Origin of the sequence: Streptomyces sp. B1I3 (assembly GCF_030816615.1) — a bacterium.
Classification (GTDB): Bacteria; Actinomycetota; Actinomycetes; order Streptomycetales; family Streptomycetaceae; genus Streptomyces.
Genome location: NZ_JAUSYD010000001.1, coordinates 586,237 through 611,603, shown reverse-complemented (window position 1 = coordinate 611,603; position 25,367 = coordinate 586,237). Strand labels below are relative to the sequence as shown.

The 25,367-nt window shown below is 73.1% G+C and carries 20 protein-coding genes and 1 pseudogene; 11 read left to right on the top strand and 10 right to left on the bottom strand.

Features of this window, described 5'->3' with window-relative positions:
- Positions 1-75: 75 nt before the first annotated feature.
- Positions 76-948, bottom strand: coding sequence for an RNA polymerase sigma factor SigF (locus tag QFZ58_RS03090; protein ID WP_307123340.1), 873 nt, complete (start codon positions 946-948; stop codon positions 76-78).
- A 710-nt stretch (positions 949-1,658) separates the two neighbouring features.
- Between QFZ58_RS03090 and QFZ58_RS03085 the strand changes: the two genes are divergently transcribed.
- The 4 genes from QFZ58_RS03085 (at position 1,659) to abc-f (ending at position 7,222) form a co-directional block, all read left to right on the top strand.
- A complete protein-coding gene (locus tag QFZ58_RS03085; RefSeq protein ID WP_307123339.1) occupies positions 1,659-2,426 on the top strand; it encodes a GNAT family N-acetyltransferase in 768 nt (255 codons plus the stop codon).
- Positions 2,427-2,452: 26 nt separating this feature from the next.
- Positions 2,453-3,718 carry a PP2C family protein-serine/threonine phosphatase gene (locus tag QFZ58_RS03080; protein ID WP_307123338.1) on the top strand — a complete coding sequence of 422 codons (1,266 nt, stop codon included), beginning with the start codon at positions 2,453-2,455 and terminating at the stop codon, positions 3,716-3,718.
- 113 nt (positions 3,719-3,831) lie between these two features.
- Complete coding sequence (locus QFZ58_RS03075) at positions 3,832-5,037, top strand: glycoside hydrolase family 6 protein (protein ID WP_307123337.1); 1,206 nt, start codon at positions 3,832-3,834, stop codon at positions 5,035-5,037.
- A 529-nt stretch (positions 5,038-5,566) separates the two neighbouring features.
- The gene (abc-f, locus tag QFZ58_RS03070; protein ID WP_307123336.1) at positions 5,567-7,222 is read left to right on the top strand and encodes a ribosomal protection-like ABC-F family protein; all 1,656 of its coding nucleotides are present in this window, start codon (positions 5,567-5,569) and stop codon (positions 7,220-7,222) included.
- A 15-nt stretch (positions 7,223-7,237) separates the two neighbouring features.
- On the opposite strand, the gene QFZ58_RS03065 is transcribed toward abc-f, so the two are convergent.
- Positions 7,238-7,744, bottom strand: coding sequence for an NUDIX domain-containing protein (locus QFZ58_RS03065; RefSeq protein WP_307123335.1), 507 nt, complete (start codon positions 7,742-7,744; stop codon positions 7,238-7,240).
- A gap of 275 nt (positions 7,745-8,019) precedes the next feature.
- Between QFZ58_RS03065 and QFZ58_RS03060 the strand changes: the two genes are divergently transcribed.
- Complete coding sequence (locus tag QFZ58_RS03060; protein WP_307123334.1) at positions 8,020-9,162, top strand: cellulose binding domain-containing protein; 1,143 nt, start codon at positions 8,020-8,022, stop codon at positions 9,160-9,162.
- Between the two features lie 101 nt (positions 9,163-9,263).
- On the opposite strand, the gene QFZ58_RS03055 is transcribed toward QFZ58_RS03060, so the two are convergent.
- The 4 genes from QFZ58_RS03055 to QFZ58_RS03040 form a co-directional block, all read right to left on the bottom strand.
- Positions 9,264-9,674, bottom strand: coding sequence for a PTS-dependent dihydroxyacetone kinase phosphotransferase subunit DhaM (locus tag QFZ58_RS03055; RefSeq protein ID WP_307123333.1), 411 nt, complete (start codon positions 9,672-9,674; stop codon positions 9,264-9,266).
- Positions 9,671-10,288, bottom strand: a complete 618-nt coding sequence (gene dhaL / locus QFZ58_RS03050) for a dihydroxyacetone kinase subunit DhaL (RefSeq protein WP_307123332.1) — start codon at positions 10,286-10,288, stop codon at positions 9,671-9,673. Before dhaL ends, QFZ58_RS03055 begins: the two co-directional genes overlap by 4 nt.
- Before the next feature lie 38 nt (positions 10,289-10,326).
- Entirely contained in the window at positions 10,327-11,319 is a 993-nt protein-coding gene (dhaK, locus tag QFZ58_RS03045; protein ID WP_307128751.1) for a dihydroxyacetone kinase subunit DhaK, read from the bottom strand.
- A gap of 360 nt (positions 11,320-11,679) precedes the next feature.
- Complete coding sequence (locus QFZ58_RS03040; RefSeq protein ID WP_307123331.1) at positions 11,680-13,764, bottom strand: SpoIIE family protein phosphatase; 2,085 nt, start codon at positions 13,762-13,764, stop codon at positions 11,680-11,682.
- Between the two features lie 223 nt (positions 13,765-13,987).
- On the opposite strand from QFZ58_RS03040, the gene QFZ58_RS03035 reads away from it, so the two are divergent.
- The 3 genes from QFZ58_RS03035 (at position 13,988) to QFZ58_RS03025 (ending at position 18,111) form a co-directional block, all read left to right on the top strand.
- Positions 13,988-14,557 carry a TetR/AcrR family transcriptional regulator gene (locus tag QFZ58_RS03035; protein WP_307123330.1) on the top strand — a complete coding sequence of 190 codons (570 nt, stop codon included), beginning with the start codon at positions 13,988-13,990 and terminating at the stop codon, positions 14,555-14,557.
- A 133-nt stretch (positions 14,558-14,690) separates the two neighbouring features.
- Entirely contained in the window at positions 14,691-15,872 is a 1,182-nt protein-coding gene (locus tag QFZ58_RS03030) for a GDSL-type esterase/lipase family protein (protein ID WP_307123329.1), read from the top strand.
- A 121-nt stretch (positions 15,873-15,993) separates the two neighbouring features.
- Positions 15,994-18,111 (top strand): SpoIIE family protein phosphatase, encoded by a 2,118-nt coding sequence (locus tag QFZ58_RS03025; RefSeq protein ID WP_307123328.1) that lies wholly within the window; start codon positions 15,994-15,996, stop codon positions 18,109-18,111.
- Between the two features lie 29 nt (positions 18,112-18,140).
- Here the strand turns inward: QFZ58_RS03025 and QFZ58_RS03020 are convergent, their stop codons facing one another.
- The 4 genes and pseudogenes from QFZ58_RS03020 to QFZ58_RS03005 form a co-directional block, all read right to left on the bottom strand.
- Positions 18,141-18,755, bottom strand: coding sequence for a DUF1349 domain-containing protein (locus QFZ58_RS03020; protein WP_307123327.1), 615 nt, complete (start codon positions 18,753-18,755; stop codon positions 18,141-18,143).
- Positions 18,756-18,890: 135 nt separating this feature from the next.
- Positions 18,891-20,717 (bottom strand): thiamine pyrophosphate-requiring protein, encoded by a 1,827-nt coding sequence (locus tag QFZ58_RS03015; protein ID WP_307128750.1) that lies wholly within the window; start codon positions 20,715-20,717, stop codon positions 18,891-18,893.
- A 242-nt stretch (positions 20,718-20,959) separates the two neighbouring features.
- Positions 20,960-21,568, bottom strand: a complete 609-nt coding sequence (locus QFZ58_RS03010) for a flavodoxin family protein (RefSeq protein WP_307123326.1) — start codon at positions 21,566-21,568, stop codon at positions 20,960-20,962.
- Between the two features lie 57 nt (positions 21,569-21,625).
- Positions 21,626-22,724 (bottom strand): annotated as a pseudogene (locus tag QFZ58_RS03005) (galactosyldiacylglycerol synthase).
- A 119-nt stretch (positions 22,725-22,843) separates the two neighbouring features.
- On the opposite strand from QFZ58_RS03005, the gene QFZ58_RS03000 reads away from it, so the two are divergent.
- The 3 genes from QFZ58_RS03000 to QFZ58_RS02990 are packed head-to-tail and all read left to right on the top strand — an operon-like array spanning position 22,844 to position 25,367.
- On the top strand, positions 22,844-23,662 hold the full coding sequence (locus QFZ58_RS03000; RefSeq protein WP_307123325.1) for an SDR family oxidoreductase: 819 nt from the start codon (positions 22,844-22,846) through the stop codon (positions 23,660-23,662).
- Complete coding sequence (locus QFZ58_RS02995; protein WP_307123324.1) at positions 23,659-24,606, top strand: DMT family transporter; 948 nt, start codon at positions 23,659-23,661, stop codon at positions 24,604-24,606. Before QFZ58_RS03000 ends, QFZ58_RS02995 begins: the two co-directional genes overlap by 4 nt.
- Complete coding sequence (locus QFZ58_RS02990) at positions 24,603-25,367, top strand: polysaccharide deacetylase family protein (RefSeq protein ID WP_307123323.1); 765 nt, start codon at positions 24,603-24,605, stop codon at positions 25,365-25,367. Before QFZ58_RS02995 ends, QFZ58_RS02990 begins: the two co-directional genes overlap by 4 nt.

Sequence of the window (25,367 nt, the reverse complement as noted above, 5' to 3'; positions counted from 1 at the left end):
GGTGGAGGGCAGTGGCCAGGGGTGAGGCGGGTCGCCGCGGGGAGCGTACGTACGGGCGGGGCGCCTCGGGCCGGGTCAGTCCTGGGTGAGCATTCCGCTGCGCAGCTTGCGCAGGATCCGGCTGAGCAGCCGGGAGACGTGCATCTGCGAGATGCCCAGTTCGTCGCCGATCTGGGCCTGGGTCATCTCCTGGCCGAACCGCATGTCGATGATGCGGCGCTCGCGCGCGTCGAGTTCACCGAGCAGCGGGGCCAGCGCGTGCAGGTTCTCCACCGTCTCCATGGCGGGGTCCGGCTCACCCAGCACGTCGGCGAAGGTCCGCCCGTTCGCCGGGTGGCCGGCCGCGTCCGCCGCGTCGGCGGGCATGTCGAGGGACCCCGCCGTGTAGCCGTTGGCGGCGACGATGCCTTCGGTGACCTCCGCCTCGTCGAGCCCGAGATGCTCGGCGAGCTCCTGGACCGTGGGGTCCCGGTCCAGGCCGGCCGCCAGGGTCTCCTTCGCCTTGGCGAGATCCACCCGCAGCTCCTGCAGGCGCCGCGGCACATGCACCGACCAGGTGGTGTCCCGGAAGAAGCGCTTGATCTCGCCCACGATGTACGGGACGGCGAACGAGGTGAACTCGACCTCACGGGAGAGGTCGAAACGGTCGATGGCTTTGATCAGGCCGATCGTGCCGACCTGGACGATGTCCTCCATGTCGCCGCTGCCCCGGTTACGGAAGCGGGAGGCCGCGAACCGTACGAGGGAGAGGTTCATCTCGATGAGGGTGTTCCGCGCGTACTGATGCTCCGGCGTACCCTCCTCCAGCGTCTGCAGCCGGTCGAAGAAGAGCTTAGACAGGGCACGCGCGTCCTGGGGAGCGACCTTCCCGGCGTCCTCGATCCACGGAAGCCCGTCCGCGGCGCCTGCTCGTTCCACACCAGTGGTCTGTGCAGTGTGCGCCGTCATCTCGTCACGCTCCCCGGGTTGATGGACTTGAGATGTAGGCGCCTGCCCGCTGTGGAGCAACCCATGCGTGGATTCCGGGAACTGAGCCGTATTCAGGGGGCTGTCGGCCGGGAGGAGCCGTTGGTTTTCCCACGGGGCGTGACAGCTGGGGCCGACGGGGCGCGGGAGCACACAGAACCGCCTCACCGGTAGGCCGGCGGGGCGCGGGAGCACACAGAACCGCCCCACCGGTACGGGGGAGCCCGGTGGGGCGGCCATGTCCAGGGTGCCACAGCGGGCCGCCCGGTGGGGGGCGGATCCGCGCAGCCGTGCACGTGATCCCCCGTACCTGGCCGGAACCCGTGCGACCTGCCCATCCCCCCGTCGTGCGCGCGGCGCCGGGTGCGAGGGCGCGTTGCGCGCTCGTGAACACCCGGCCGCCCCGGGAATACGCGCAGGCCGCATCGCCTTTGTGCTGCAATCGACCCCGCGCTCGACAAGGCGGAAACCGCTGTCGGCAAGACGGCGACCACAGCCGGCCCCGGTCACGAACAGCTGATCGGACCGGCCGGAACGAGGGAGACCATGTCCGAAGCCCCCACGCGCGCCCGGTGCACAAGTGCCGTGGCCGAGCGTCCCGCCGAGCCGCCGACCGCCACGGTCGTGCGGCGCAGGCCCTCTCCGCGCGCCGGGTCGGGCGCTCGCCCGTCAGCCGGGACCGGGGTGGCCGTATGAGCGTCCCCCGGCAGACCTCCGCCGCCCACCCCCTGGACAACCCCGTACGCTCCTCGCTGACCGGTCCGCACGCCCATTTCGCCGAGCGGCGTGGCCGCGTCCTGCGCTACCGGCCCGAGGTCACACCATGGCTCGCCCTCCCGGACGAACCGGACGCGCGGGACTGGGCCGACGTCGCCGCGCTCGCAGGCCCCGGCGCATCCGTCACCCTCACCGCGCTCCGTGAACCGCCACCGGCCGGCTGGGAGATCGTCTTCCACGCGGAGGGCGTGCAGCTCGTGGACGACTCCGTGGCCGCGGCACCCGACGAGGAGGCCGTTCCGCTCGGCCCCGCCGACGTACCGGACATGCTGAAGCTGGTCGAGCGCACCCGCCCCGGGCCGTTCACTCCGCACACCGTGGAACTCGGCACCTATCTGGGCATCCGCCGGTCCGGGGTCCTGGTGGCGATGGCGGGGGAGAGGATGCACCCGCCCGGGTGGACCGAGATCAGCGGCGTCTGCACCGACGACTCCGTGCGGGGACAGGGTCTCGCCTCGCGGCTCGTCCGAGCCGTCGCGCACGGGATCAGGGAGCGGGGCGAGACACCCTTCCTGCACGCCGCCTCAGCGAACACCGGTGCGGTGCGGCTCTATGAGTCCCTCGGGTTCGGGCTGCGCCGCCGGACCACGTTCCTGTCCGCCCTCGTCCCTGCCGCACCGGACCCGCGAGACGTCAGGACCGCGGACCAGGGGGCGAGTAGCTTGGAACAGGTGGAGCGTTAAGCGACGAACGCGCGGGAGGCGGTGCCGTGGCCATGGGACTGCGGCGCCCGGCGGCGGTACGCAGGAAGCCGCTGCCCGGGACGGATCCGGCTGAGACGGCGGCGGGCGCCGCCCGGATCGGCAACGGCACGCTCGCGCTGTCGCTCGTCTCGCTGACGACCGGCGTCGTCCTGCTGGACGCGCTCACCGGGCGCGGTCTGCCGCTCATCCCGCTGCTGATCATGCTTCCCGCGCTGGCGTCCGTCTTCTGTACCGTCCGCCAGACCGTCGCGGTGGCGGTGTGGGTCACCCTCGTGGTCGTCGGTTCCCAGGTCGCGTCGACGGGCGCCTTCTGGGACGTCGCCTTCCTCATCGGCTTCACCGTCATCGGCAGCGCGCTGGGCGTGGTCGCCTGCGCCGCCCGCATCCGGCACGCCAGGGAGATGGCCAGGCTCCGCTCCGCCGCCGTAGCTCTCCAGCGGCAGATTCTGCGCCCTCTTCCGATCACCACCCGGCAGATCCTCGCGCAGGGCTTCTACGAGCCGATCGAGGAGGACCGCTACGTCGGCGGTGACATCTACGAGGTCGTCCAGTCACCCTTCGGGACCCGGGTGATCGTCGGTGACGTGCAGGGCAAGGGACTGCCCGCGATCGGCGCCGGTTTCGCCGCGCTCGGCGCGTTCCGGGAAGCGGCTGTGCGGGAGCCCGACCTCACCGCGGTCGCCGACGCCGTGGAGGGCGCCGTCTGCCGGCACAACGCCTTCTCCGCCGAGACCGGCGAGGCCGAGCGCTTCGTGACCGCCCTGCTCCTCTGCTTCGACGGAGAGGAGCAGGTGCGGGCCGTGAACTGCGGGCACGTGCCGCCGCGCCTGCTGTGCGACGGGTCGGCGTCCCTGGTGCGCCTGCACCGGACCTCCGTGCCCCTCGGCATGGGAGACCTCTGCGCCGAGGCACGCGCCGAGGAGTGGTGCCCCTTCCCGCCCGGCGCGGCCCTTCTGGTGTGCACGGACGGGGTGACCGAGGCGCGGGACGCCACCGGGGCCTTCTACCCGCTCGACGAGCGGCTCGGTGAGTGGGTGGGACGCGAGCCGCGCCAGGTGGTCGACGCCCTGCGGAACGACCTGCGCGAGTACGCCGACGGAGTGCGCAGCGACGACGTCGCGGTGCTCCTCCTCAGCCGGCCGGGCGACACCGGCGGGTGCCCGCCCGCCAGGCAGCGTGACGCCGAGAGCACCGGCGGCCGCTCCTCGCCGGCGGCCACCGGTGCCCGGATCGCGGCTCCGGGGGCCGGGCCCGTCCACCCCGCGAAGTAGCGGTCACCCCGCTCTTGACGCATACATGGCTGTCCGGAACGCTTTGGGAGCGCTCCCGCACCTGTTCGGTGGGAGCGCTCCCGCACGTTCGCCGCGAAGAGGGATGGACACTCATGCGCACCGGAACGACGCTGATCAAGGCTCTGCCGCTCGCCTGCGCGGCCGCGCTGCTGCTCACCGTGCAGGCAGCCGCGACCGGCCCCGCCGACGGTGGGCGATCCGGGGGCACCACCGCCCGGACCGGCGGCCAGGACACGCGGCTGTACGCCCCCGAGGCCAACCCCGGCGCATACAGCCAGGCGCTGGACCTCGTACGGCAGGGGCGGGTGCGCGACGCGGCGGGCGTCGTCGCCATGGCCCGCACCCCGCACGCCGTCTGGTACGGGGACCAGAGCCCCGCCGAGGTCGAGCGGGACGCGAAGAAGGTCGTCCGCCAAGCGGCCAGGCAGGGGGCCGTACCGGTGTTCGCCCTGTACGACGTCCCGGGCCGGGACTGCGCCAACTACTCCGCCGGCGGCGCGGCGACGACCGCCGAATACCGCGCATGGATCGACGCCGTCGGCCGCGGCATCGGCGGCCACGACGCCATGGTCGTCCTGGAACCCGATTCGCTCGCCCTGCTCCCCTCCGACTGCGGCCAGGACGACGCCGAGGGCACGAGGACGGCGGCCCGCTACAGCGAGGTGAACTACGCGGTCGACACCCTCGAACCGCTCGCCCGCACGAAGGTGTACCTCGACACCGGGCACCAGGGCTGGCACTCGGTCAACACCATTGTGCCGCGCCTGCTGGAGGGCGGCGTCGAGCGGGCCACGGGCTTCTTCACCAACGCCTCCAACTACCACACCGAGGACACCAACGTCTGGTACGGCAAGCTGATCTCCTCCTGCCTCGCCTACGTGGAGAGCGGCGGCGACAGCGCCGACTGCCCCGACCAGTGGTGGCCCCGCACCGACGCCCAGTCCTGGCTGGACGCCAACGTCGACGCCGATCCCGCCCGGATGAAGCACTTCGTCACCGACTCCAGCCGCAACGGCCAGGGCACCTGGGCCGCGCCCGCCGGGAAGTACGCCGACCCGCAGGAGTGGTGCAACCCGCCCGGCCGCGGCCTGGGCGCCCGCCCCACCACCCGGACCGGCGACCCGCTGCACGACGCCAGGCTGTGGATCAAGATCCCGGGGGAGTCGGACGGACTCTGCCTGCGCGGTACGGACGGGCCCGAGGACCCCGAGCGCGGGACCGTCGACCCGGCGGCGGGCGCCTGGTTCCCGCAACAGGCACTGGAGCTGGTGAAGTTCGCGCAGCCGCCGCTGCTCTGACGCCTTGTGGGCGGTGCACGGCCTCGGCGGACAGCCGACCCGGCACCGCCTCCCGGCATGCTCGGCCCCACCCGCTTCCGCGCCCCGTCCGCGCCTCCGGGCGACGCACGCCTCCGGGCGCCTCCGGGCGACGCACTGCCTCGGCGCGGCCCGGCGCCGCTCGACTCCAGCGACGACGCACCACTCCGCACCACGCCCCGTCACGCCCCGCGACGTGGGCCGCAGCTCCCACGGGGGGCGGGCGCGGTCCGGCCCACCGCCCGCGGCCGGGCCCGTGGTTAGACTGGGGGCATGGCTTCGCACTACTTCTTTCTCTGATTCCCGGCCAGGACGCCGCCGCCTGACGGCCGGCGTCTCCCGTCGGCGCTCCGGCGCCGGCGCGTGACGCCCGCAGTCGCCGCCGCCCGGCCCGCCGGGGCCGTGCCGCGCGTGCCGCAGTCCTTCCGGTGCCCGACTCCCCCCGCCCCGCAGTGCGCTGCGCGCTGTCCGCACGCGCCACCGAGGGCCTGTCGCATCAGAGAAAGCAGCCATGTCGACCCAGCGTGCCCGCGCCCAGCTGACCATGACCGGCGTATCCAAGGCGTACGGAGACCGTTCCGTTCTCGACCAGGTGTCCCTCACCGTCCGTCCCGGGGAGAAGACCGGAGTCATCGGTGAGAACGGTTCCGGCAAGTCCACCCTGCTCAGGCTGATGGCGGGAGCCGAGGAGCCGGACGGCGGCGACCTCACCGTCCACTTCCCCGGCGGTACCGGATATCTCGCCCAGACACTCACGCTCGACCCCCGAGGCACCGTCCAGCACGCAGTGGACGCGGCACTCGCCGAACTCCGCGTACTGGAACGGCGGATCCACGAGGCGGAGGCGGCGATGTCCGACGGGGACCCCACCGACGCTCAGCTCGGTTCCTACGGTGACCTGCTGACGGAGTACGAGCGACGCGGCGGATACCAGGCGGACGCCAGGACCGACGCGGCGCTGCACGGCCTCGGCCTCGGGCACCTCGGGCGGGACCGCCTGCTCGGCTCCCTGTCCGGCGGGGAGCAGTCCCGGCTCGCCCTGGCCTGCGTACTGGCCGCCGCACCGGAACTCCTCCTGCTCGACGAACCCACCAACCACCTCGACGCCGCCGCGGTCGGCTGGCTGGAGGACCACCTGCGCGCCCACCGCGGCACCGTCGTCGCCGTCACGCACGACCGGGCGTTCCTGGAGCGGGTCACCACGGTGATCCTGGAGGTCGACCGAGACCTGCGCGACGTCGCGCGGTACGGGAACGGCTGGGACGGCTACCGCACGGCGAAGGCCGCCGCCCGCCGCCGCTGGGCGCAGGACCACCAGGAGTGGCTGGCCGACCTCGCCCGCACCGAGGAACTGGTCAGCACGGCCGGTCAGCGTCTCGCCGGGGCCGGCAAGGACCCTGGGGAAGGATGGGGCAAGCACCGCAGATCCCACGAGGCCAAGCTGTCCGGCCAGGTCAGAGCCGCCCGGACGCGGCTGGAAGCGCTGAGGCGCGCACCCGTGCCGGCGCCGCCCCAACCCCTGCGCTTCACCTCCGCGCCGACTCTGACCGACCGTTGTCCCCCGGACGGCGCGCAAGACCCCGGGCCGCCGGCCGAGCTCGACTCGGTCGTCGTCCGCGGCCGGCTGGACCTACCCGCACTGCGCGTCGGCCGGGGGCAGCGCCTGCTGGTCACAGGACCCAACGGGGCGGGGAAGACCACCCTGCTGCGCGTTCTCGCAGGTGACCTCGCGCCGGACGCCGGGACGGTCCGGCGGCGGGCGGCCGTGGGCTACCTCCCGCAGGAGCTTCCCGTCAGGCCCACCCGCCGCTCCCTGCTCGCCACGTTCGCGGCGGGCCGCCCCGGGCCCGCCGACGAGTACGCGGACGCGCTGCTGGCCCTGGGGCTGTTCCGCCCGGAGGACCTGACGGTGCCCGTCGCCGCGCTCTCCGTCGGTCAGCAGCGCCGGCTCGCCCTGGCCCGGCTGGTGACGAGGCCGGCGGGTCTGCTGATCCTCGACGAGCCGACGAACCACATCGCGTTGAGCCTGGTCGAGGACCTGGAGGCCGCGCTCGCCCGGTACCCGGGGGCCGTTGTCGTCGTCTCGCACGACCGCAGCTTCTGCAACCGGTTCCCGGGAGACCGCCTCGAACTGCGGGCCGGCCGCCCGGTGGCGCGCACGGACTGATGCCGGCGGACGGCCCTACGGCTCCGAGGGGTCTCGACCGTCACGCACATGTCGTCGCAGCCGGTCGATGAAGACGCGCTGCCCCACCACCAGGCGCTCCGCGGCCTCCTCCGGTGTGCACCAGGCGAACCGGTCCATCTCCGGGAACTCCCGCTGCACACCGGAGCCCCGCGGCCACTCCATCGTGAAGGTTCCGGGGACCGCCTGTGCAGGGTCCAGGTCCGCCTCCACCGCCCACACCGTCACCCTCTTCCGGCTGGGCTGCCGCACCTCTCCCAGCGGCACCCAGGTGCCGTCCGGGACGGGCAGACCCAGCTCCTCCTCGAACTCACGGCGGGCCGCGGCGGCGGGTTCCTCGCCGGGTGCGTACTCACCTTTGGGCACCGACCAGGCCGCCGCCTCACGGCCCGCCCAGAACGGCCCGCCCATGTGCCCGATCAGCACCTCGGCGTCCCGTCCGCCGCCCTCGGTGGGGACGACACGGAAGAGCAGAAGGCCGGCACTGCGCTTGGCTGTCGACATGTCGTCAAGTGTGCGGGGTGGTGGCGCCCCCGACCACCGGCACGCGTGCGCCACCGTCGGGTTCCGGCCGCCGGGCCCGGCCGCATGGTCGGCAGTGTCGTCAAGTGGTGGGATCTGGGTCTTGCGCCGGATCGCGACGGCCCATAGGTTCCACGTCGAACCGTTTGGGAGCGCTCCCATTGCTGATGTCGTGTCAGCGGCCGCACCCGCGGCCCGCTCGCGGGCGGGGTTCTCCCCACGCATTCCCCCACAACAGGCCCCATCGAAGGGACATCATGAAGACCCCCACAAGCTCACTGCGGTCCGTACGGACCGCAGTGACGGCGTTACTCGCGGCCCTGGCCTCGGTCCTGGCCCTCACCGCCGCCACGGTGCCCGCACAGGCCGCCGCCCCGATCTGCGGCCAGTACGGATCGACCGTGATCCAGGACCGGTACGTGGTGCAGAACAACCGCTGGGGCACGAGCGAGGAACAGTGCATCGACGTCACGGCCAACGGCTTCGCCGTGACCCGGGCGGACGGTTCGGTCCCGACCAACGGGGCACCCAAGTCGTACCCGTCCCTCTTCAACGGCTGCCACTACACGAACTGTTCACCCGGGACGGCGCTCCCCGCCCGGGTGAGCTCGATCAGCAGCGCGCCGACGAGCATCACGTACGCGTACGTCGGCAACGCGGTCTACGACGCGGCCTACGACATCTGGCTCGACCCCGCGCCGAAGACTGACGGAGTGAACCGGACCGAGATCATGATCTGGTTCAACCGTGTGGGGCCGATCCAGCCCGTGGGCTCGAAGGTCGGGACGGCCTCGGTGGCCGGTCGCACCTGGGAGGTCTGGACCGGCAACAACGGCGGCAACGACGTGATCTCGTTCGTGGCGCCGTCCGCGATCACGAGCTGGAGCTTCGACGTCATGGACTTCGTCGACCAGACCGTGGCCCGGGGAATGGCGCAGAACTCCTGGTACCTCACCAGTGTCCAGGCCGGGTTCGAACCGTGGCAGAACGGCGCGGGTCTGGCGGTCACGTCCTTCTCCTCGGCCGTGAACACCGGCGGTGACACGGGCAACCCGGAGGATCCGGGGACCCCGGGCACCCCGGGTGCGTGCCAGGTGACCTACACGGCGAACGCGTGGCCGGGCGGATTCACCGCCGACGTGAAGGTGACCAACACGGGCACCACGGCCGTCGACGGCTGGGAGCTCGGGTTCACGCTGCCGGCCGGTCAGACGATCACCCGCGCGTGGAACGCGACCGTCACCCCCGCCTCCGGAGCGGTGCGGGCGACCGGCGTCGCGTTCAACGACCGGATCGCGGCGGGCGGCAGCCAGTCGTTCGGCTTCCAGGGGACCTACTCGGGTGCCTTCACGCAGGCGGCCCGGTTCACGCTCGACGGAACGCCCTGCACGGCGACCTGAACACCCGCGTGACACACCCGGCCGGCCGCCCCGCCGTCACGGCAGGGGCAGCCGGCCGGGCGCTCCGCATCCGGCGGAGAGGAAAGCAGCGGAGCGCGCGCTCACGTCTTCCGGTAGCCGAACGCGTCCGTGGCGGCCGCCTCCACGGTCGCCAGGTCGCCACCCGCCGAGGCGGTCACCAGGGCGGCGACCGCGCCCTCGACGAAGGGCGCGTCCACCAGCCGGGCACCCTCGGGCAGTTCGTCGCCCTCCGCCAGCATGGCCTTCACCGTCAGTACCGCACTCCCCAGGTCGACGAGCAGCGCGACCCCCGCGCCCCGGTCGACCGCCCTGGCAGCCTTGGAGATCAGCTCCGCACTCGTCCCCAGACCGCCGGCGGACGTCCCCCCGGCCGCGGCCACGGGCGCGGTCGCACCGCCGGCCGCCAGCCCCTTGGCCAGCTCGACGACGGCTTCCGCGACGGGCCCGCTGTGTGAGACCAGCACGATTCCGACCTGCGGCTCCTCGCTCACGCGTCCCCTCCGGCGCTCGGTCCGGCCGTTTCGGCGAGCGCCTCGATCAGCAGCGCCGCCGAGGTCGCCCCCGGATCCTGGTGACCGATGCTGCGCTCGCCCAGGTAACTGGCCCTGCCCTTACGCGCCTGCAGGGGCACGGTCGCCTCCGCCCCGGCCCGGGCCGCGTCGCGGGCGGCCCCGAGCGAGGAGCTCAGCGCCTCGACGGCCGGCAGCAGCGCGTCCAGCATCGTCTTGTCGCCGGCCTGCGCCCCGCCCAGCTGTGCCACCGCCGCGACGCCCTCTCCGAACGCCTCGGCCAGTTCCTCGGTGCTCACCTCGGCAGCCTCGCCCAGAGCCTTGCCGGTGCGGCGCAGCAGAGTGCCGTACAACGGCCCGGACGCACCACCGACCGTCGAGATCAGCTGCCGTCCCGCCAGCGTCAGCACGGCCCCAGGAGTCGCGGGCGACTCCTTCTCGAGCACGGCGGTCACCGCGGTGAATCCGCGCTGCATGTTGTTTCCGTGATCGGCGTCGCCGATCGCGGCGTCCAGGTCGGTCAGCCGGCTCGCCTCACGGCTGACGGCCGCGGCGGTGGCGGTCATCCAGCGACGGAAGAAATCGGTGTCGAGCACACGCTCTCCTGTTCCTCACACACGTACGGGCGGACCGTTCACCTGCCCCAGCGGAGCGCGGGCGTCTGCACCGGCGCGTCCCAGAGTCGCAGCAGCTCCTCGTCCACCTGACAGACGGTCACCGAACAGCCTGCCATGTCGAGCGACGTCACATAGTTCCCGACCAGGGTACGAGCCACCGCCACGCCCCGCTCGGACAGGACCCGCTGCACCTCGGCATTGAACCCGTACAGCTCCAGCAGGGGCGTCGCGCCCATCCCGTTCACGAGGACCAGGACCGGACCTTTCGGGCGCAGGTCCTCCAGCACCGCGTGCACCGCGAAGTCCGCGATCTCCCCGGACGTCATCATCGGGCGCCGCTCCCGGCCCGGCTCGCCATGGATACCGATCCCCAACTCCAGTTGCCCGTCGGGAAGATCGAACGTCGGGCTGCCCTTCGCCGGCGTGGTGACGGCGCCGAGTGCCACCCCGAAGCTGCGCGCCGACTCGTTCACCTGCCGTGCCACGGCCTCCACCCGCTCCAGCGGGGCGCCCTCCTCGGCGAGGGCGCCGGCGATCTTCTCCACGAACAGCGTCGCGCCCGTGCCCCGCCGGCCCGCCGTGAAGGTGCTGTCGTCCACCGCCACGTCGTCGTCGACCAGGACCCGGGCCACCTGGACACCCTCGTCCTCGGCGAGTTCGGCCGCCATGTCGAAGTTCAGTACGTCGCCGGTGTAGTTCTTCACCACGAACAGGACGCCCGCGCCGCTGTCGACGGCGGTGGCGGCCTTCACCATCTGGTCGGGTACGGGCGATGTGAAGATCTCGCCGGGACACGCCGCGGACAACATCCCGGGCCCGACGAACCCCGCGTGCAACGGCTCGTGCCCGGACCCGCCGCCGGAGACGAGACCCACCTTCCCGGCCACGGGCGCGTCGCGCCGGACGACCAGACGGTTCTCGACATCCACGGTGAGCTCGGGGTGGGCGGCGGCCATGCCCCGGAGCCCGTCGGCGACGACGGTCTCAGGCACGTTGATGAGCATACGCAACGGTTCCTCCAGAAAGGGTGCCTGCGGGGCCACCACGGAGTGGGATGGGGCGAGCACGTCCAGTATCGAAGACGCCGGGGGCAATCGGGAAGCGACGCGGCGAAGACCGGCCGAGACGTGCCGGGGTCCTCGGTCCGTCGAGGGGGCCGCCACCTCCGGGCGCGCCGGTCCGCGGGGCCGGTCGGGCGTCCCCGGCGCGGCCCCGGGTGAGGGGGAGCGAGGGCGCACCGCTCCACGCGGCCGCCGAGCGGGAGGACGGGCGCCGGGCTGATGTCCGCCGGTCAGGACACGGCGGCCGTCGGCCGGCGCGCGCCCGCCGGTGGAACCGTCGTCGTGGGCGGGAGGACCGCACGTGCCGCGTCAGCGCGCCCCCGTCACGGAGATCTCGCACCACACGGTCTTGCCGTCGCCCCGGGGTTCGACCCCCCACGTCGTGGCCAGTTCCTCGAGCAGCATGAGCCCGCGCCCGGAGGTCGACTGCTCGGTGGCGGCCCGGCGGCGGGGGGAGGAGGTCGAGGTGTCGGTGACGGCCAGGCGCACCGCGCGCCCGTCCTCGCTGACGAGCCTGGCCGTGAGCGTGGCGCTGCCACGGGTGTGCAGGAGGGCGTTGGTGGCCAGTTCGCAGGCGAGCAGCTCCGCGGTGTCGGCGATCGCGTCCAGGGACCAGCGGCCGAGGGCCGCGCGCAGGGCTTTGCGCGCGGCCCTGAGGGAGCCGGCATCCGTGGGCGTGATGGTGACCTCCATCTGCGGGTTCGTGGCGCGCTCGCCCGGGGAGCGCCGCAGGACCAGGAGTGCCACGTCGTCCTCGCCCCCCGTATGCGCGCCCATGGTGCGGAGCAGGTGATCGGCGAGGGCGTCGGGGTCCCCGGGGCCCGTACGGAGTGCGTCGAGGAGGCGGGCGCGGCCCTGGTCGATGTCCTCGGTGCGTGACTCGATGAGGCCGTCCGTGCACATGAGCAGGGTCGCACCCGGCTCCAGGACCGTCTCGAGCGCCGGATACCCGGGCTGGGCCGCCGGGGCGGTGAGGCCGAGCGGGAGTCCGCCGGGGGCGTCGAGCCAGACGGTGCTCCCGTCCGGTCTGCGCAGGACGGGGTCGAGGTGCCCGGCCCGGACGAAGACGGTCATCCCCGTGGTGGGGTCGAGAAGGGCGAAGAGGCAGGTGGCGAACCGGTCCGTGTCCAGCTCCGCGAGGAAGGCGGAGGCGCGCGCCACGACCGTCGTGGGGGGATGCCCCTCGGCGGCGTACGCCCGCAGGGCGATGCGGAGCTGACCCATGACGGCCGCCGCGGTCACGTCGTGGCCCTGCACGTCCCCGACGACCGCGGCGATGCGGCCGTCGGGCAGCGCAAGCGCGTCGTACCAGTCGCCGCCGATCCCTCCCTGGGCCCTGGCCGGACGGTAGCGGGTCGCGAGTGCCAGGCCGGGGACGTGCGGCAGGTGGCCGGGGAGCATGGCCGTCTGGAGGCCGGCGGCGAGCTCGTGTTCGCGGTCGTACAGGAGGGCCCGCTGGAGGGACTGGGCGATGACCTTGCCCAGAGCCGTCAGTACGGTCCGCTCGTCGTGCGCGAAGGGCGCTTTGCCGTCGTAGGTGAGGCCCAGCGCGCCGATGGCGTCGTCGTGAGCGATCAACGGCAGGTACACGGCGGCCGTGGCGTCGGAGAACATGTGCAGGTACGGCTGCATCTCCGGGTACCGCGCCCCGTACTCCTTGCGGCTGGTGATGAAGACGGCCCTGCGGGTACGGGCGGCGTCGGTGAGCGGCAGGTGCGCGCCCAGGCGGGCCAGATGGACGTCACGGATGAGATCCGGATGCACACCGTTCGAACCGGCCAGTCGCATACGGCCGTTGTCCACCAGGCCGAGGATGATGCTGGCGGCGCCGAGCTGCTCCAGCAGCAGGGTGGTGGTGAGCGCGTCGGCGACGTCCTCCACCGTGACGGTGGGAGCCAGCGCGTCGCTGACGTGACCGACGATGTCGGCCTGCCGCCGGCGGTCGTCCCTGGCCTGGCGCAGCTGTTCGGTCTGGTCGAGGGCCCGTAGCTCCTGACTGGCGTCCCTGATGATCCCGATGACCCGGACGGGGTTGTCCTGCTCGTCGCAGACGACGTGGCCCTGGGTGTGCGTCCAGCGCAGCCGGCCGTCGCCGTGCCGGACCCGGAAGTAGAGACTGAAGCCCGACCGGGTCCGCAGCGCCCGCTCCACCTGGTCCTGGACCGCGCTCAGTTCTCCCGGCACCATCCGCTCGCCCAGGGTGCGCAGGCTGCCGTCGTACTCGCCCGGCCGGAAGCCCATCACGGCGAGGCCCGCTTCGTCGTACCGCATCGTGCCGCTGGGAAGGTCCCAGGTGAAGCTGCCCATGCCGTTGACGGCGAGGGCCACGTGCGCGGCGACCGGGGGCTCTCTCCCCGGGCCGGGCCCGCTGTCGCGCTGGCCGAACCGATGCATCGACTGCCTCCTGGTTCGCACGGCCGCCGCGTCCCCGTAGGGGTGGTCCGGGCGCCCGGACGCGGCGCGACCACCCTGCCCATTCTGCGCGGAGCCGACCGTCCGCGCCCGTCCTGCCGGCGCGGCCCGGGGGCACCGGCGAGGGGTTGCGTCCTGAACGAAGCCACTGTTTGCCTAAAGCCTTTAGGAAACTGCATAATCGAGTTCGGCAGAGGAGGACGGCATGGTGCGCGCAGGCCTGACCACGGAACGCCTGACACGGGCGGGGGCGGAGCTGGCCGACGAAGTCGGCTTCGACCAGGTGACCGTCTCGGCGCTCGCCAGACGTTTCGACGTCGCGGTCGCGAGCCTCTACTCGCACGTGAAGAGCTCCCAGGACCTCAGAACCCGGATCGCCCTGCTCGCACTGGAGGAGCTCGCCGACCTCGCGGCGGCCGCGCTGGCCGGGCGGGCCGGCAAGGACGCCCTCACGGCCTTCGCCAACGCCTACCGCGACTACGCCCGGTCACATCCAGGCCGGTACGCGGCAGCGCGGCTCCGGCTCGACCCCGAGGCGGCGGCCGCGAGCGCGGGGGGCCGGCACGCCCGGATGACACGGGCGATCCTTCGGGGCTACGACCTGACGGAACCCGACCAGACCCACGCCGTACGGCTGCTGGGCAGCGTCTTCCACGGCTACGTGAGCCTGGAGCTGGCCGGGGGCTTCAGTCACAGCGCTCCCGACTCGCAGGAGACCTGGGCATGGACCCTGGACCGCCTCGACGCCATGCTCCGCAACTGGCCCATGCGCTGACCGGGCACGCCACCAACGCCCGCGACCGTCCACGGCGGCCACGGCGCACCGCCGTCGGCCGCCCAAGGCCGCCGGCCTCGGCCGCGTACCGGCCCATGCGGGCCGCGCACACCTCCGGCAGAAGGCTGACCCCATGAACGACACGTACCACTGGATCACCACGCCCGTCACCGCCGTTCTCCTGCGGGGCGCCCTCGACCTGGAGGAGACCGCGCACGGCCTCCTGCCGCACCGGCTGCCCTCCCGGGCCCGCGCGCAGAACACCGACGCACAGCTCGCCATGGCGGAGTCCCAGCCCTCCGGCGTCCGGCTGGTCCTCCGTACCCGGGCCACCGCCGTCGAGCTGGACACGCTGCCCACCAAGCGCGTCTACGTAGGGGCCCCTCCCCGCCCGGACGGCGTGTACGAGCTGCTCGTCGACGGCCGCCCGGCCGGACGCGCCGGTGTCACGGGCGGCAGCACCCTGACCATCGACATGACGAAAGGAACCGCCGAACACCGCCCCGGACCGGTCGGCACCCTCCGCTTCACCGGCCTGCCGGACCGGATGAAGGACGTCGAGATTTGGCTGCCGCACAACGAGACCACCGAAATCGTCGCCCTGCGCTCCGACGCGCCGGTCGAGCCCGCCGGGGACCGGGGCCGCAAGGTGTGGCTGCACCACGGCAGCTCCATCAGCCACGGCTCCGACGCGGCGGGCCCCACGACGACCTGGCCCGCACTCGCCGCCTCGCTCGGCGGCGTGGACCTGATCAACCTCGGCTTCGGCGGCGGCGCCCTGCTCGACCCGTTCACCGCTCGGGCCATGCGGGACACCCCCGCCGACCTGATCAGCGTCAAGACCGGCATCAACGTCGTCAATGCCGACCTGATGCGACTGCGGGCCTTCGGGCCGGCCGTCCACGGCTTTCTCGACACCATCCGCGAGGGGCACCCCACCGCCCCCCTGCTGGTCGTCTCACCGATCCTGTGCCCCATCCACGAGGACACCCCGGGGCCCTGCGCCGTGGACCCCGCCGGACTCGGCGCCGGTCACCTGCGGTTCCGGGCCACGGGCGACCCTGCGGAGCGCGCCGACGGCAAGCTGAGCCTGGGCGTCATCCGGGAGGAGCTGGCCCGGATCGTCGAGCAGCGGGCGGCCGACGACCCCCACATCCATCACCTCGACGGCCGTGCCCTCTACGGCGAGTCCGACGCCGTCGAGCTGCCGCTGCCCGACCGGCTCCACCCGGACGCCGCCACCCACCGCCTCATCGGTGAACGCTTCGCCCGGCTGGCGCTCGCCGCGGGGAGCCCCTTCCTCGCAGGCGCCTGAACCCCCTGCGAGTAGGCGGACTGGTTGAGGGTCGGCCACTGCGGAGGCATTCTGGGACAAGAGCGGCGACCGCGGTGCGTGGACGACGGACCGGGAAGCGGCGGAGGGCGAGTGGTGGCCCATGGAAGAGCGTGACCAGCAGGCCGACGGAAGCCCTACCGAAGCGCCGTCGGCCCCGATGAGGGCGCGGATCCTGAACCAGTTGCCCGTCGCGGTGACGTTCTTCGGCCGCGACCAGCGGCTTGCGATGGCCAACGCGGCCGCGGCGTCGGTCGTGGCCAGGTCGGAGGCCTCCCTGCTCGGGCTGCTGCCGGGCGAGGTCGAACCCGGGGTGGTCGTGCAGGGCGGGGCGGGGCTCGCCGACGCGATCGACCGCGTGATGAGGACCGGCGAGGCTGAGTCCTACGAGACGTACCTGCTGCTCGTCGGCAGCAAGCACGTCTGGCAGGCCATGCTCACCCCCGTGAGGGACGGGGCCGGAGAACTCCTGGGCGTGTCCGTGGTCACCGTGGACACCACCGACCAGTTCTGGGCACGTGAGCGCATGGCCGTGCTCGACCGGGCGAACACGCGCATCGGCAGCACCCTGGACGTGGGCCGCACCGCCGAGGAACTGGCGCAGCTGGCCACGGAGGGTTTCGCGGACTTCGTCACGGTCGACCTGCTCGCCGAGGTGCTGACCGGCGACGAGGCGCGCTCCCCACGCGCGCGGGACGAGATCCGGTTCCTCCGTGTGGCCCAGAGCTCCGTCCTGGAGGGGTGTCCGGAATCGATCGTCCGACTGGGCCAGGCGCACACCTTCGACCGCGAGTCCGCGATCGGCCGCACCCTGCTCCTCGGTGAGGCGGCCCGGTACACGGTCGACGAAGAGACTTTGAGCGAGTGGAAGCAGAGAGATCCCGACCGCGTGCACAGCCTGCGGAAGCACAGGATCCACTCGGGGATCGTCGCCCCGCTGCGAGCCCGCGGCATCACACTCGGCATGGCCATGTTCTGCCGTCACCGCACCCCCGAGCCCTTCGGCGACAGCGACCTCTCCCTCTGCGGTGAGCTCGTCGCCCGCGCCGCCGTCTGCGTGGACAACGCCCGCCGGTACACCAGGGAACGCGCCACCGCGCTCGCCCTGCAGCGCAGTCTCCTGCCGAGCCGTTCCGCCCCGCAGCGGGCCGTCGAGGTGACCTCGCGCTACGTACCGTCGACGGTCGGGGCCGGCATCGGAGGGGACTGGTTCGACGTCATTCCGCTCTCCGGTGCCCGGGTCGCCCTGGTCGTGGGCGACGTCGTGGGCCACGGCATCCACGCGTCGGCCACCATGGGCAGGCTGCGTACCGCCGTACGCGCCCTCGCCGAGGTGGACCTGGCTCCCGAGGAACTGCTGACGCAGCTCGACGACCTGGTGATGAAGCTCGACCGCGAGGAGGAGGCGGGCGCCGCCGGCACGGCATCGGTCGCCGGCGCGACCTGTCTGTACGCGGTCTACGACCCGATCTCATGCTCCTGCACGATGGCCCGGGCCGGCCATCCCGAGCCGGTGCTCGCCCGACCGCACGAGTACCCGGAGAAACTGGCGCTGCCCGCCGGGCCGGCGCTCGGCGCCGGGGGAGCGCCCTTCGAAGCGGCCCGCTTCGAGCTGCCGGAAGGCAGCCGGCTCGCTCTCTACACGGACGGCCTGCTGGCGGCGCCGGGCCCGGACGCCGACGCGTCCCTCGCCGAACTCTGCCACCTGCTCGCGCCGCCCGAGGTGTCGCTCGACCGGACCTGTGACACCGTGATGAGCGCCCTGGTGCCCGAGCGGCCCGTGGACGACGTGGCCTTCGTGCTGGCCCGCACCCGCCGGCTCGACCAGGAGAACCACGCCTCCTGGGACCTGGCCGCCGACCCCGCCGTCGTGGTGGAGGCCCGTAGACGCGCTGCGGGCCAGCTCGAGGCCTGGGGCCTCGGGGACGCCGTCCTGACCACCGAACTCGTCGTCAGCGAACTGGTCACCAACGCCATCCGCTACGGCGGCCCGCCCATCACCCTCCGGCTCATCCGCGACCTCGCCCTCGTCTGCGAGGTGTCGGACGGCAGCAGTACCGCCCCGCACCTGCGCCGCGCACGCATGTACGACGAGGGCGGCCGCGGGCTCCTGCTGGTGGCGAGCGTCACCGAACGCTGGGGCACCCGGTACAGCGGCAATGGCAAGACGATCTGGGCCCAGCTGCCGCTGTCCGGCGCGACGGACACGGACGTCTCCTGAGCGGATGGGCAGCAGACCCTCGGGGAGCGTCAGTGACCTGCCGGGTGGACCTGCTCCGCGTGCAGAGCGGTGTCCGCCGGCCCGGTGGTGAAGCCGGTGAAGCGCACGCGCAGCCCCTCGCGTTGCGGTGAGCAGCAGAACGGACCGGCCGAGGCGGCCGCGTCCGGGTCCAGGGGCGCCAGGCGCACCAGGCGCCACGGCCTGTCCTCGCAGCGCGCCCGGACCGTGACGGCGTCACCCGCACGGCTCACCCGCACGGTGACGTGGCGCCCCGCCCACTCCGGCACGGGCGAGAGCGACCAGTCCGACAACTCGCGTGTGACGACCGCGCCGAGGTGCGGAACGCCGTCGGACATCTCGATACCGGCCTTGATCCAGTTGCGCTCGTCCACCCGCACCATGACGCCGGCCTGGTCGTACAGCTCGTCGAAGCGCGCGAGGAAGGTGACTTCGACGGCGGCCCCGGCGGGAAAGGCGGTGAGCAGGGCGTGCCCGTCGTCACGTACGAAGCCGTAGCCCGTCGTGCGCCAGAAGTCGCTCCGCCCCCGGGCGGCCACTTCGAGGCCGCCGTCGTCGACCGTGACGGTTGGCGGCGGGTTGAGCCAGGTCGCCCGCGCCCAGTCCACTGCCCGCTGCCCGTCCATACGTCTCCTCGGTCGCCGGTGACGAAGTCTACGGGCCGCGCGGAAGCCGGATCTTGCCGGTTCGGCGCGGCCGCCGGCCGGGCCCCGGCCGGGGACGCGGTGGCGACGCGCCGGTGGGACCCCCCGCAGGAGCGGTCAGCTCCCGCCCGGGTCTTCCTGGGCGCCCGGCCTGTCGTCCCGGTGGCGGCGGCCGGGCAGCATCTCCTGCACCTTGGCCTTCAGGCCCTGCCGGACCATCGCGCCACGGTCGCTGTCCCCCTTGAGGATCGCCGTGGCCGCCGCCTCGATCTGGTCGAAACTCGCGTGGGGCGGGATCGGGGGCACGGCCGGATCGGTACGGAAGTCGATGACGAAGGGCCGGTCGGCCCCCAGGGCCCGGTGCCAGGCCGCTTCCACCTCCCCGGGCTTCTCCACCCGTACGCCGTCGAGGCCGATCGACCGTGCGAAGTCCGCGTAGGGCACGTCCGGGATCGACTGCGAGGGCAGGAACTGCGGGGCGCCCGACATGGCGCGCATCTCCCAGGTGACCTGGTTGAGGTCCTGGTTGTTCAGCACCGCCACGATCAGCCGCGGATCACCCCACCGTGGCCAGTACTTGGCCGCGGTGATCAGCTCGGCCATCCCGTTCATCTGCATCGCGCCGTCCCCGACGAGGGCGATCGCCGGGCGGTCGGGGTGGGCGAACTTGGCACCGATCGCATAGGGCACGCCCGGCCCCATGGTGGCGAGCGTGCCCGACAGCGAGCCGCGCATCGAACCACGCATCCTGAGGTGGCGGGCGTACCAGTTGGCGGCCGAGCCGGAGTCGGCGGCCAGGATGGCATTGTCCGGCAGCAGGGCGTCCAGCGCGTGCACGACGTACTCCGGGTTGATGGGGTCGGCGTCCACCGCGGCGCGCCGCTGCATGACCTCCCACCAGCGGGCGGTGTCCTTCTCGATCTTCTTGCGCCAGGCGCCGTGCTTCTTGCGCTTCAGCTGCGGCAGCAGTGCCTTCAGCGTCTCCTTGGCGTCCCCGACGAGATTCACCTCGAAGGGGTAGCGCAGTCCGACCATGAACGGGTCGATGTCGATCTGGACCGCCCGGGCCTGATCCAGCTCCGGCAGGAACTGCGTGTACGGGAAGCTGGAACCGATGACCAGGAGCGTGTCGCAGTCCTGCATCAGCTCGTAGGAGGGCCGGGTGCCGAGCAGTCCGATGGAGCCGGTGACGTACGGCAGGTCGTCGGGCAGCGCGTCCTTGCCGAGCAGAGCCTTGGCCACCCCCGCGCCCAGCAGCTCGGCGAGCTGCTCCACCTCCGCCCGGGCGCCACGGGCCCCCTGCCCGATCAGGACGGCCACCTTCTCCCCGGCGTTGATCACTTCGGCGGCCCGCGTGACCTCGGCCGCCGCGGGGACGGGCGCGTAGTCGGACACACCCAGGCTGGAGGGAACCATCTTGAACGCGTGGGTCGGCGGGGAGTAGTCCAGCTCCTGCACGTCCGCGGGGATCACGATGGCAGTCACCGTGCGCTTGCTGTACGCCGTCCGAATGGCCCGGTCGATGACGTTGGGCAGCTGCTCGGGAACCGTCACCATCTCGCAGAACTCGGAGGCGACGTCCTTGTACAGACTGAGCAGGTCGACCTCCTGCTGGTAGGAACCGCCCATGGCGCTGCGGTTGGTCTGTCCGACGATCGCCACCACCGGGACGTGGTCCAGCTTCGCGTCGTAGAGGCCGTTGAGCAGGTGGATCGCCCCCGGCCCCGAGGTGGCGGCGCACACGCCGACCTTGCCGGAGAACTTGGCGTACCCCACCGCTTCGAAGGCGGCCATCTCCTCATGGCGTGCCTGCACGAACTGTGGGTCGTCGTCGGCGCGGCCCCACGCGGCCAGAAGGCCGTTGATGCCGTCACCGGCGTACGCGAAGACGTGGTCGACGTCCCATTCGCGCAGCCGCTGCAGGATGAAGTCGGACACCTTCATGGACACGAGGTCTGCCTTTCGTAGGGCTCGCAACGGTGTGGTCGGACATCGCAACCCCCGTGGTCAGGAGGTGCGGTCGCGGATGGAGGAGCCGCTCGCTCCAGGGATGCCGCGCCGGGCCGACGCGGCGACGCCCCCTCGCCTCACCCCGCCGGCCCGTGAGAAACCGTCACCTCGGGTAAAAAGGCAGCCAAAAGCCGTGACTGCCCGAGCCCGCCCCGAGGGCGGCGGCACCGGCCGGGCTACTGCGGCGGAGCGCCCAGCGGGGTGGCTGCGAAGGCCTTCGCCGTCCCGTACAGGTTCGCCGCCATGGCACGGGCGGTCCTGTGCGACCAGTCGTGACCGCGCTCGTCGTCGAGGTAGTCCGGGCCCGGGCCGGGGCCCAGGTGCCAGTACGTCCACGCCTGGCCCGGGATGGTGTAACCGATGTCGGCCAGTGCGCCGGAGATCTCGCTGATGACGTGGTGCGCGCCGTCCTCGTTGCCCGTCACCACGACACCGGCCACGCGGTTGTAGGCCACGGGGCGCCCCACGTCGTCCGTCTCCGAGAGCATGGCGTCCATGCGCTCCAGGACGCGTTGCGCGATCGAGGACGGGCGGCCCAGCCAGGTGGGCGAGGCGATGACCAGGATGTCGGCGTCGAGCAGCTTGCGGTGGACGTCCGGCCACGCGTCGCCCGGCCCGGCGGCCTCGGTGACCACTCCGGCTGCGATGTCCAGGTCGGCGGCCCGGACGAACTCCACGTCGACGGAGTAGCTTTCCAGCTGCTCGGCAACCTTCTCCGCGAGGGCCTGGGTGTTCGACGGGTCCGGTGACGACTTGAGTGTGCAGTTGATCACGAGGGCTCTCATGCCGGTGGGGTACCCGCTCGGGCGTGCGCCCTCACGGGGCATTCGGATGACGGCCGATCACCGCCGCGCCGCGGCGGCCAGCCGTTCCAGGGCCGGTACGGCGCCGGGGTGCCCGGTGAACAGGGCCCGCCCTTCGGCGACGCGCCGGTCCCGTTCCGGGCCGGGCGCGCTGAGGACGTCCAGCGACCTGACCAGGGCCCAGGGGTCACGGGCGTGCTCGGTGAGCCCGTGCTCGGCCATCAGCCGGACGCCCTGCACACCATGGCCCGGAATGGGGCGGTAGCCCACTACCGGGAGCCCTGCGGCCAGGGCCTCCAACGCCGTCTGGCCCGCCGCGTTGTCCACCAGCACCCGGCCGGCGGCCATCAGGCCGGGCATGTCCTCCACCCACCCCGCGGCGAGCACCCCCGGTGTCCGCGCGAGGGTACGCCGGAGCGCCTCGTTCCTGCCGCAGAGGACGACGGCCCGGTAGCCCGCGGCGGCCACGAGCCGCGCGGTGCGCGTGAAACGTGTACCGGCCCCCCACGCGCCCCGCCGAGACCAGCACGGCCGGCGCACCGTCCCCGCCGAGGCGCCGCCGCCACTCCCCGGCACCGGGGGCCGGCTCCAGGAACCGCTTCGGCACCAGAGGGCCGCAGGCCACGGCCGGCCGGCCCACCATCCGGCGCACGTCCTGCGCGATCCGCGACGTGAGGCACAGGTGGAGGTCGTTGCCGGGGTGGAGCCACTGACGATGGACGGCGAAGTCGGTCACCAGAACGGCGCTCGGCGCCTCGAGCGCGCCACGGCTGCGGAGCCGGCCCGTGAGCTGCGCGGCGAGGTGGAACACCGGGACCACCACGTCCGGCCGCTGCCGCTCCACGACGGCGAGCAGCCGCTTCTCGGCGAGGGCGGCCAGCGGGGCGCTGCCGGGACGTGGTCCGTCACCGGTGCGGAAGAAGGCGGCGTACAGGCCCGCGTACAGCGCGGGGGCATGACGGATGGCGTTCCGGTAGAAGCCGCGCAGCCCGGCCCCGGCCCCGTGGGGCAGCAGGTCGAGCACGTCGATCAGGAGCGCGCTGTCACCGGCGGCTTCGAGACGGTGTACCAGTTCCGAGGCCACCGCGTCGTGGCCGGCGCCCATGCTCGCGCTGAGGACGAGGAAACGTCCGGCCATGCGAACCCCCCTGGTGGTGTGCGACGATCCCCGTACGTTGTGTCATTTTCATCATGTTATGACTGTTTTCCTATGGTGTGCCGTGTACCTGGCGAGGTGCGCTGAGAAAGGAAGCCGCAATGGGGCGAGCCCTTCCCGGCACAAGCCACCGGCGCCTGGATGCCCCGGGCGACCCCGGGCATCGCCGGACTACCAAAGGCGTGGCCCTGGTGACCGGTGCCTCCTCCGGGATCGGAGCCGCCATCTCCCGGCGGATCGCGGTGGAGGGCGGGTGGGAGCTCCTGGTCAGCGGGCGGGATCACGTCCGTCTGCAGGAGGTGGCCACGCACACGTCGGGCCAGGCCCTCTTCGCGGACCTGGCGACTCCGCAGGGCGCCGAAGGGCTGGTGCGGGACGCCCTGGACGCCGCCGGACGCATCGATCTGCTCGTCGCCGGAGCCGGTGTGGGCTGGGCAGGGCCCCTGCACACGATGCCCGCGGCGGCCGCTGACCAGGTCCTCGCGGTGGACCTGGTCTCCGTCGTCCACCTGGTGCGTCTCGTCCTGCCGCACATGCTGGCCCAGGGCCGGGGGCAGCTCGTGCTGATCGGGTCGGTCGCCGGCACGGTCGGGGTCCGGGAGGAGGCCGTCTACTCCGCCGCCAAGGCCGCGGTCGCGGTCCTCGCGGAGGCGCTGCGCTACGAACTGGCCGGTACCGGCGTGCGCGTACTGCACGTGGTCCCCGGAGTGGTGACCACCCCGTTCTTCGAGCGCCGCGGCACCCCGTACACCCGGTCGTGTCCCCGCCCGGTCCCTGCCGAGCGGGTCGCCGACGCGGTCTGGACCGCCCTGGTGCGCAGACACGAGGAGGTGTTCGTGCCGGCGTGGCTGCGGCTGCCCGGACGGGTGCGCGGGGTCGCTCCGGCCCTCTACCGGCGGCTCGCCGCCCGGTTCGGATGAACGTCGTCACCGTGGTCCTGGCACTGCTCTCGGCCTGTGCGAACGCCGCGGCGTCCGTACTGCAGCGCCGGGCCGCGGTGGAGTGGGCCGATCGGGTGCCGGAGCCGGAGGGCTCCCGGGTGAGGCGGACGATCGGCCGGTGGGCCGGGCTGCCGCGCCGCCCGTTCTGGATCGCCGGAGCCGCCGCCCTCGTGCTGTCCGCCGCTTTCCAGGCCGGGGCCCTCGCGGTGGGCAGGTTGTCGGTGGTCCAGCCCCTGCTCGCCAGCGAACTGCTGTTCACGCTGGTCGTGGGCAGCATGGTCTTCCACCACCGTCCGGACGGCAGGACCTGGCTGTCGTTCCTGGCGCTCGCTGCGGGACTCGCCCTCTTCCTGCTCGCCGTCAGCCCGTCCGGCGGCGAGGAGACGGGGGAGGCGACGGGCTGGCTGCCGGTCGGAGCCGTGCTGGCCGTGACCGTGCTGGGCCTGCTCCCGGCCGCCCGTACCCTCGACGGCGCCGCGCGAGCGGCGGTACTGGGCTGCGCCACGGCCGTCTGCTTCGCCTGTACCGCCGCGCTGATCAAAGAGGTCACGGGCCGGATCGGGGACGGCTTCGCGGCCGTCTTCGCGAACGGTTACCCGTACGCGGCGGCCGCCGTGGGGCTGCTGAGCTTCATGCTGCTGCAGAGCACGCTGGGAGCCGGCACCCTGGCCGCGTCCCAGCCCGCTCTCACGCTGGGGGACGCCCTGGTCAGTGTGGGGCTGGGATGGACGCTCTTCGGTGAGCGGATCCCCCTGGGGCTCAACCTCCTGACCGGTGCTCTCGGAGCGTTCCTGGTGGCGACCGGTACCGCGTTCCTCGCGCAGTCCCTCCCGGTCTCCGGTTCCTTCGACGCGGAGGTCGGCACGACACGGCGGCGGGCTCGCGGAGGGCCCGCGGGCACCGGCGGAACGGGGCGGGCATGAGGACGCGGGGCCGGGTCCTTCCGCCCGCCGGCCGGCTCCCGGCGGCGCTCGCGGCACTGGCGCTGGGTGCCCACGTGCTCCCGGCCGGGACCTGGCTGCCCGGCGTGCGCAGGACCCTCTTCCCCGCCCTGACCGGCCTCGGGCACGGCGATCACGTCGCTCTGACCTTCGACGACGGTCCCGACCCGCGCTCCACCCCGCTCTTCCTCGACGCCCTGGAGCGCACGTCGGCCCGCGCCACGTTCTTCGTCCTCGGCGAAAGCCTCGTGAAGTACCCGGACATCGGGCGCGAGATCGTGAGCCGGGGCCACGAACTCGGGGTGCACGGATGGACGCACGGCCGGCCCTGGCTCTCGTCGTTCGCCCGGGACACCCGTGAACTGGCGCGTGCCGTTGAGGTGGTGGCCGGGACCGCGGGCACGGCGCCGCTGTGGTACCGGCCGCCGTACGGCATCCTGACGGCCGGCCGGTGGGCCGCGTCGGTGCGGTCGGGACTGCGCCCGGTCCTGTGGTCCGCGTGGGGGCGCGACTGGACCGCCGACGCCACAGCCGCCTCGGTGCTGGCCGCCGTGCGGCGTGACGTGCGCGGCGGCGGCACCGTCCTCCTGCACGACACCGACCGGATGGCGGCGCCCGGCTGCTGGCGGGCGACGCTGGCCATGCTGCCCGCGCTCGTCCACGGCCTCCGCGCAAGCGGCCTGGCCGTCGGACCGCTGGCCGAGCACGGCATCGCGGGCCGGGGAGCCGGCCGGCGGTCGTAG

What these genes read in the sequence shown, in the direction of transcription:
- QFZ58_RS02990 (WP_307123323.1), top strand. Translation starts at nt 24,603, where the DNA reads ATGAGGACGCGGGGCCGGGTCCTTCCGCCCGCCGGCCGGCTCCCGGCG.
- QFZ58_RS03090 (WP_307123340.1), bottom strand. Translation starts at nt 948, where the DNA reads ATGACGGCGCACACTGCACAGACCACTGGTGTGGAACGAGCAGGCGCC.
- QFZ58_RS03085 (WP_307123339.1), top strand. Translation starts at nt 1,659, where the DNA reads ATGAGCGTCCCCCGGCAGACCTCCGCCGCCCACCCCCTGGACAACCCC.
- QFZ58_RS03040 (WP_307123331.1), bottom strand. Translation starts at nt 13,764, where the DNA reads ATGCATCGGTTCGGCCAGCGCGACAGCGGGCCCGGCCCGGGGAGAGAG.
- QFZ58_RS03000 (WP_307123325.1), top strand. Translation starts at nt 22,844, where the DNA reads ATGGGGCGAGCCCTTCCCGGCACAAGCCACCGGCGCCTGGATGCCCCG.
- QFZ58_RS03015 (WP_307128750.1), bottom strand. Translation starts at nt 20,717, where the DNA reads ATGAAGGTGTCCGACTTCATCCTGCAGCGGCTGCGCGAATGGGACGTC.
- abc-f (WP_307123336.1), top strand. Translation starts at nt 5,567, where the DNA reads ATGTCGACCCAGCGTGCCCGCGCCCAGCTGACCATGACCGGCGTATCC.
- QFZ58_RS03060 (WP_307123334.1), top strand. Translation starts at nt 8,020, where the DNA reads ATGAAGACCCCCACAAGCTCACTGCGGTCCGTACGGACCGCAGTGACG.
- QFZ58_RS03025 (WP_307123328.1), top strand. Translation starts at nt 15,994, where the DNA reads ATGGAAGAGCGTGACCAGCAGGCCGACGGAAGCCCTACCGAAGCGCCG.
- QFZ58_RS03035 (WP_307123330.1), top strand. Translation starts at nt 13,988, where the DNA reads ATGGTGCGCGCAGGCCTGACCACGGAACGCCTGACACGGGCGGGGGCG.
- QFZ58_RS03065 (WP_307123335.1), bottom strand. Translation starts at nt 7,744, where the DNA reads ATGTCGACAGCCAAGCGCAGTGCCGGCCTTCTGCTCTTCCGTGTCGTC.
- QFZ58_RS03030 (WP_307123329.1), top strand. Translation starts at nt 14,691, where the DNA reads ATGAACGACACGTACCACTGGATCACCACGCCCGTCACCGCCGTTCTC.
- QFZ58_RS03010 (WP_307123326.1), bottom strand. Translation starts at nt 21,568, where the DNA reads ATGAGAGCCCTCGTGATCAACTGCACACTCAAGTCGTCACCGGACCCG.
- QFZ58_RS02995 (WP_307123324.1), top strand. Translation starts at nt 23,659, where the DNA reads ATGAACGTCGTCACCGTGGTCCTGGCACTGCTCTCGGCCTGTGCGAAC.
- QFZ58_RS03075 (WP_307123337.1), top strand. Translation starts at nt 3,832, where the DNA reads ATGCGCACCGGAACGACGCTGATCAAGGCTCTGCCGCTCGCCTGCGCG.
- QFZ58_RS03020 (WP_307123327.1), bottom strand. Translation starts at nt 18,755, where the DNA reads ATGGACGGGCAGCGGGCAGTGGACTGGGCGCGGGCGACCTGGCTCAAC.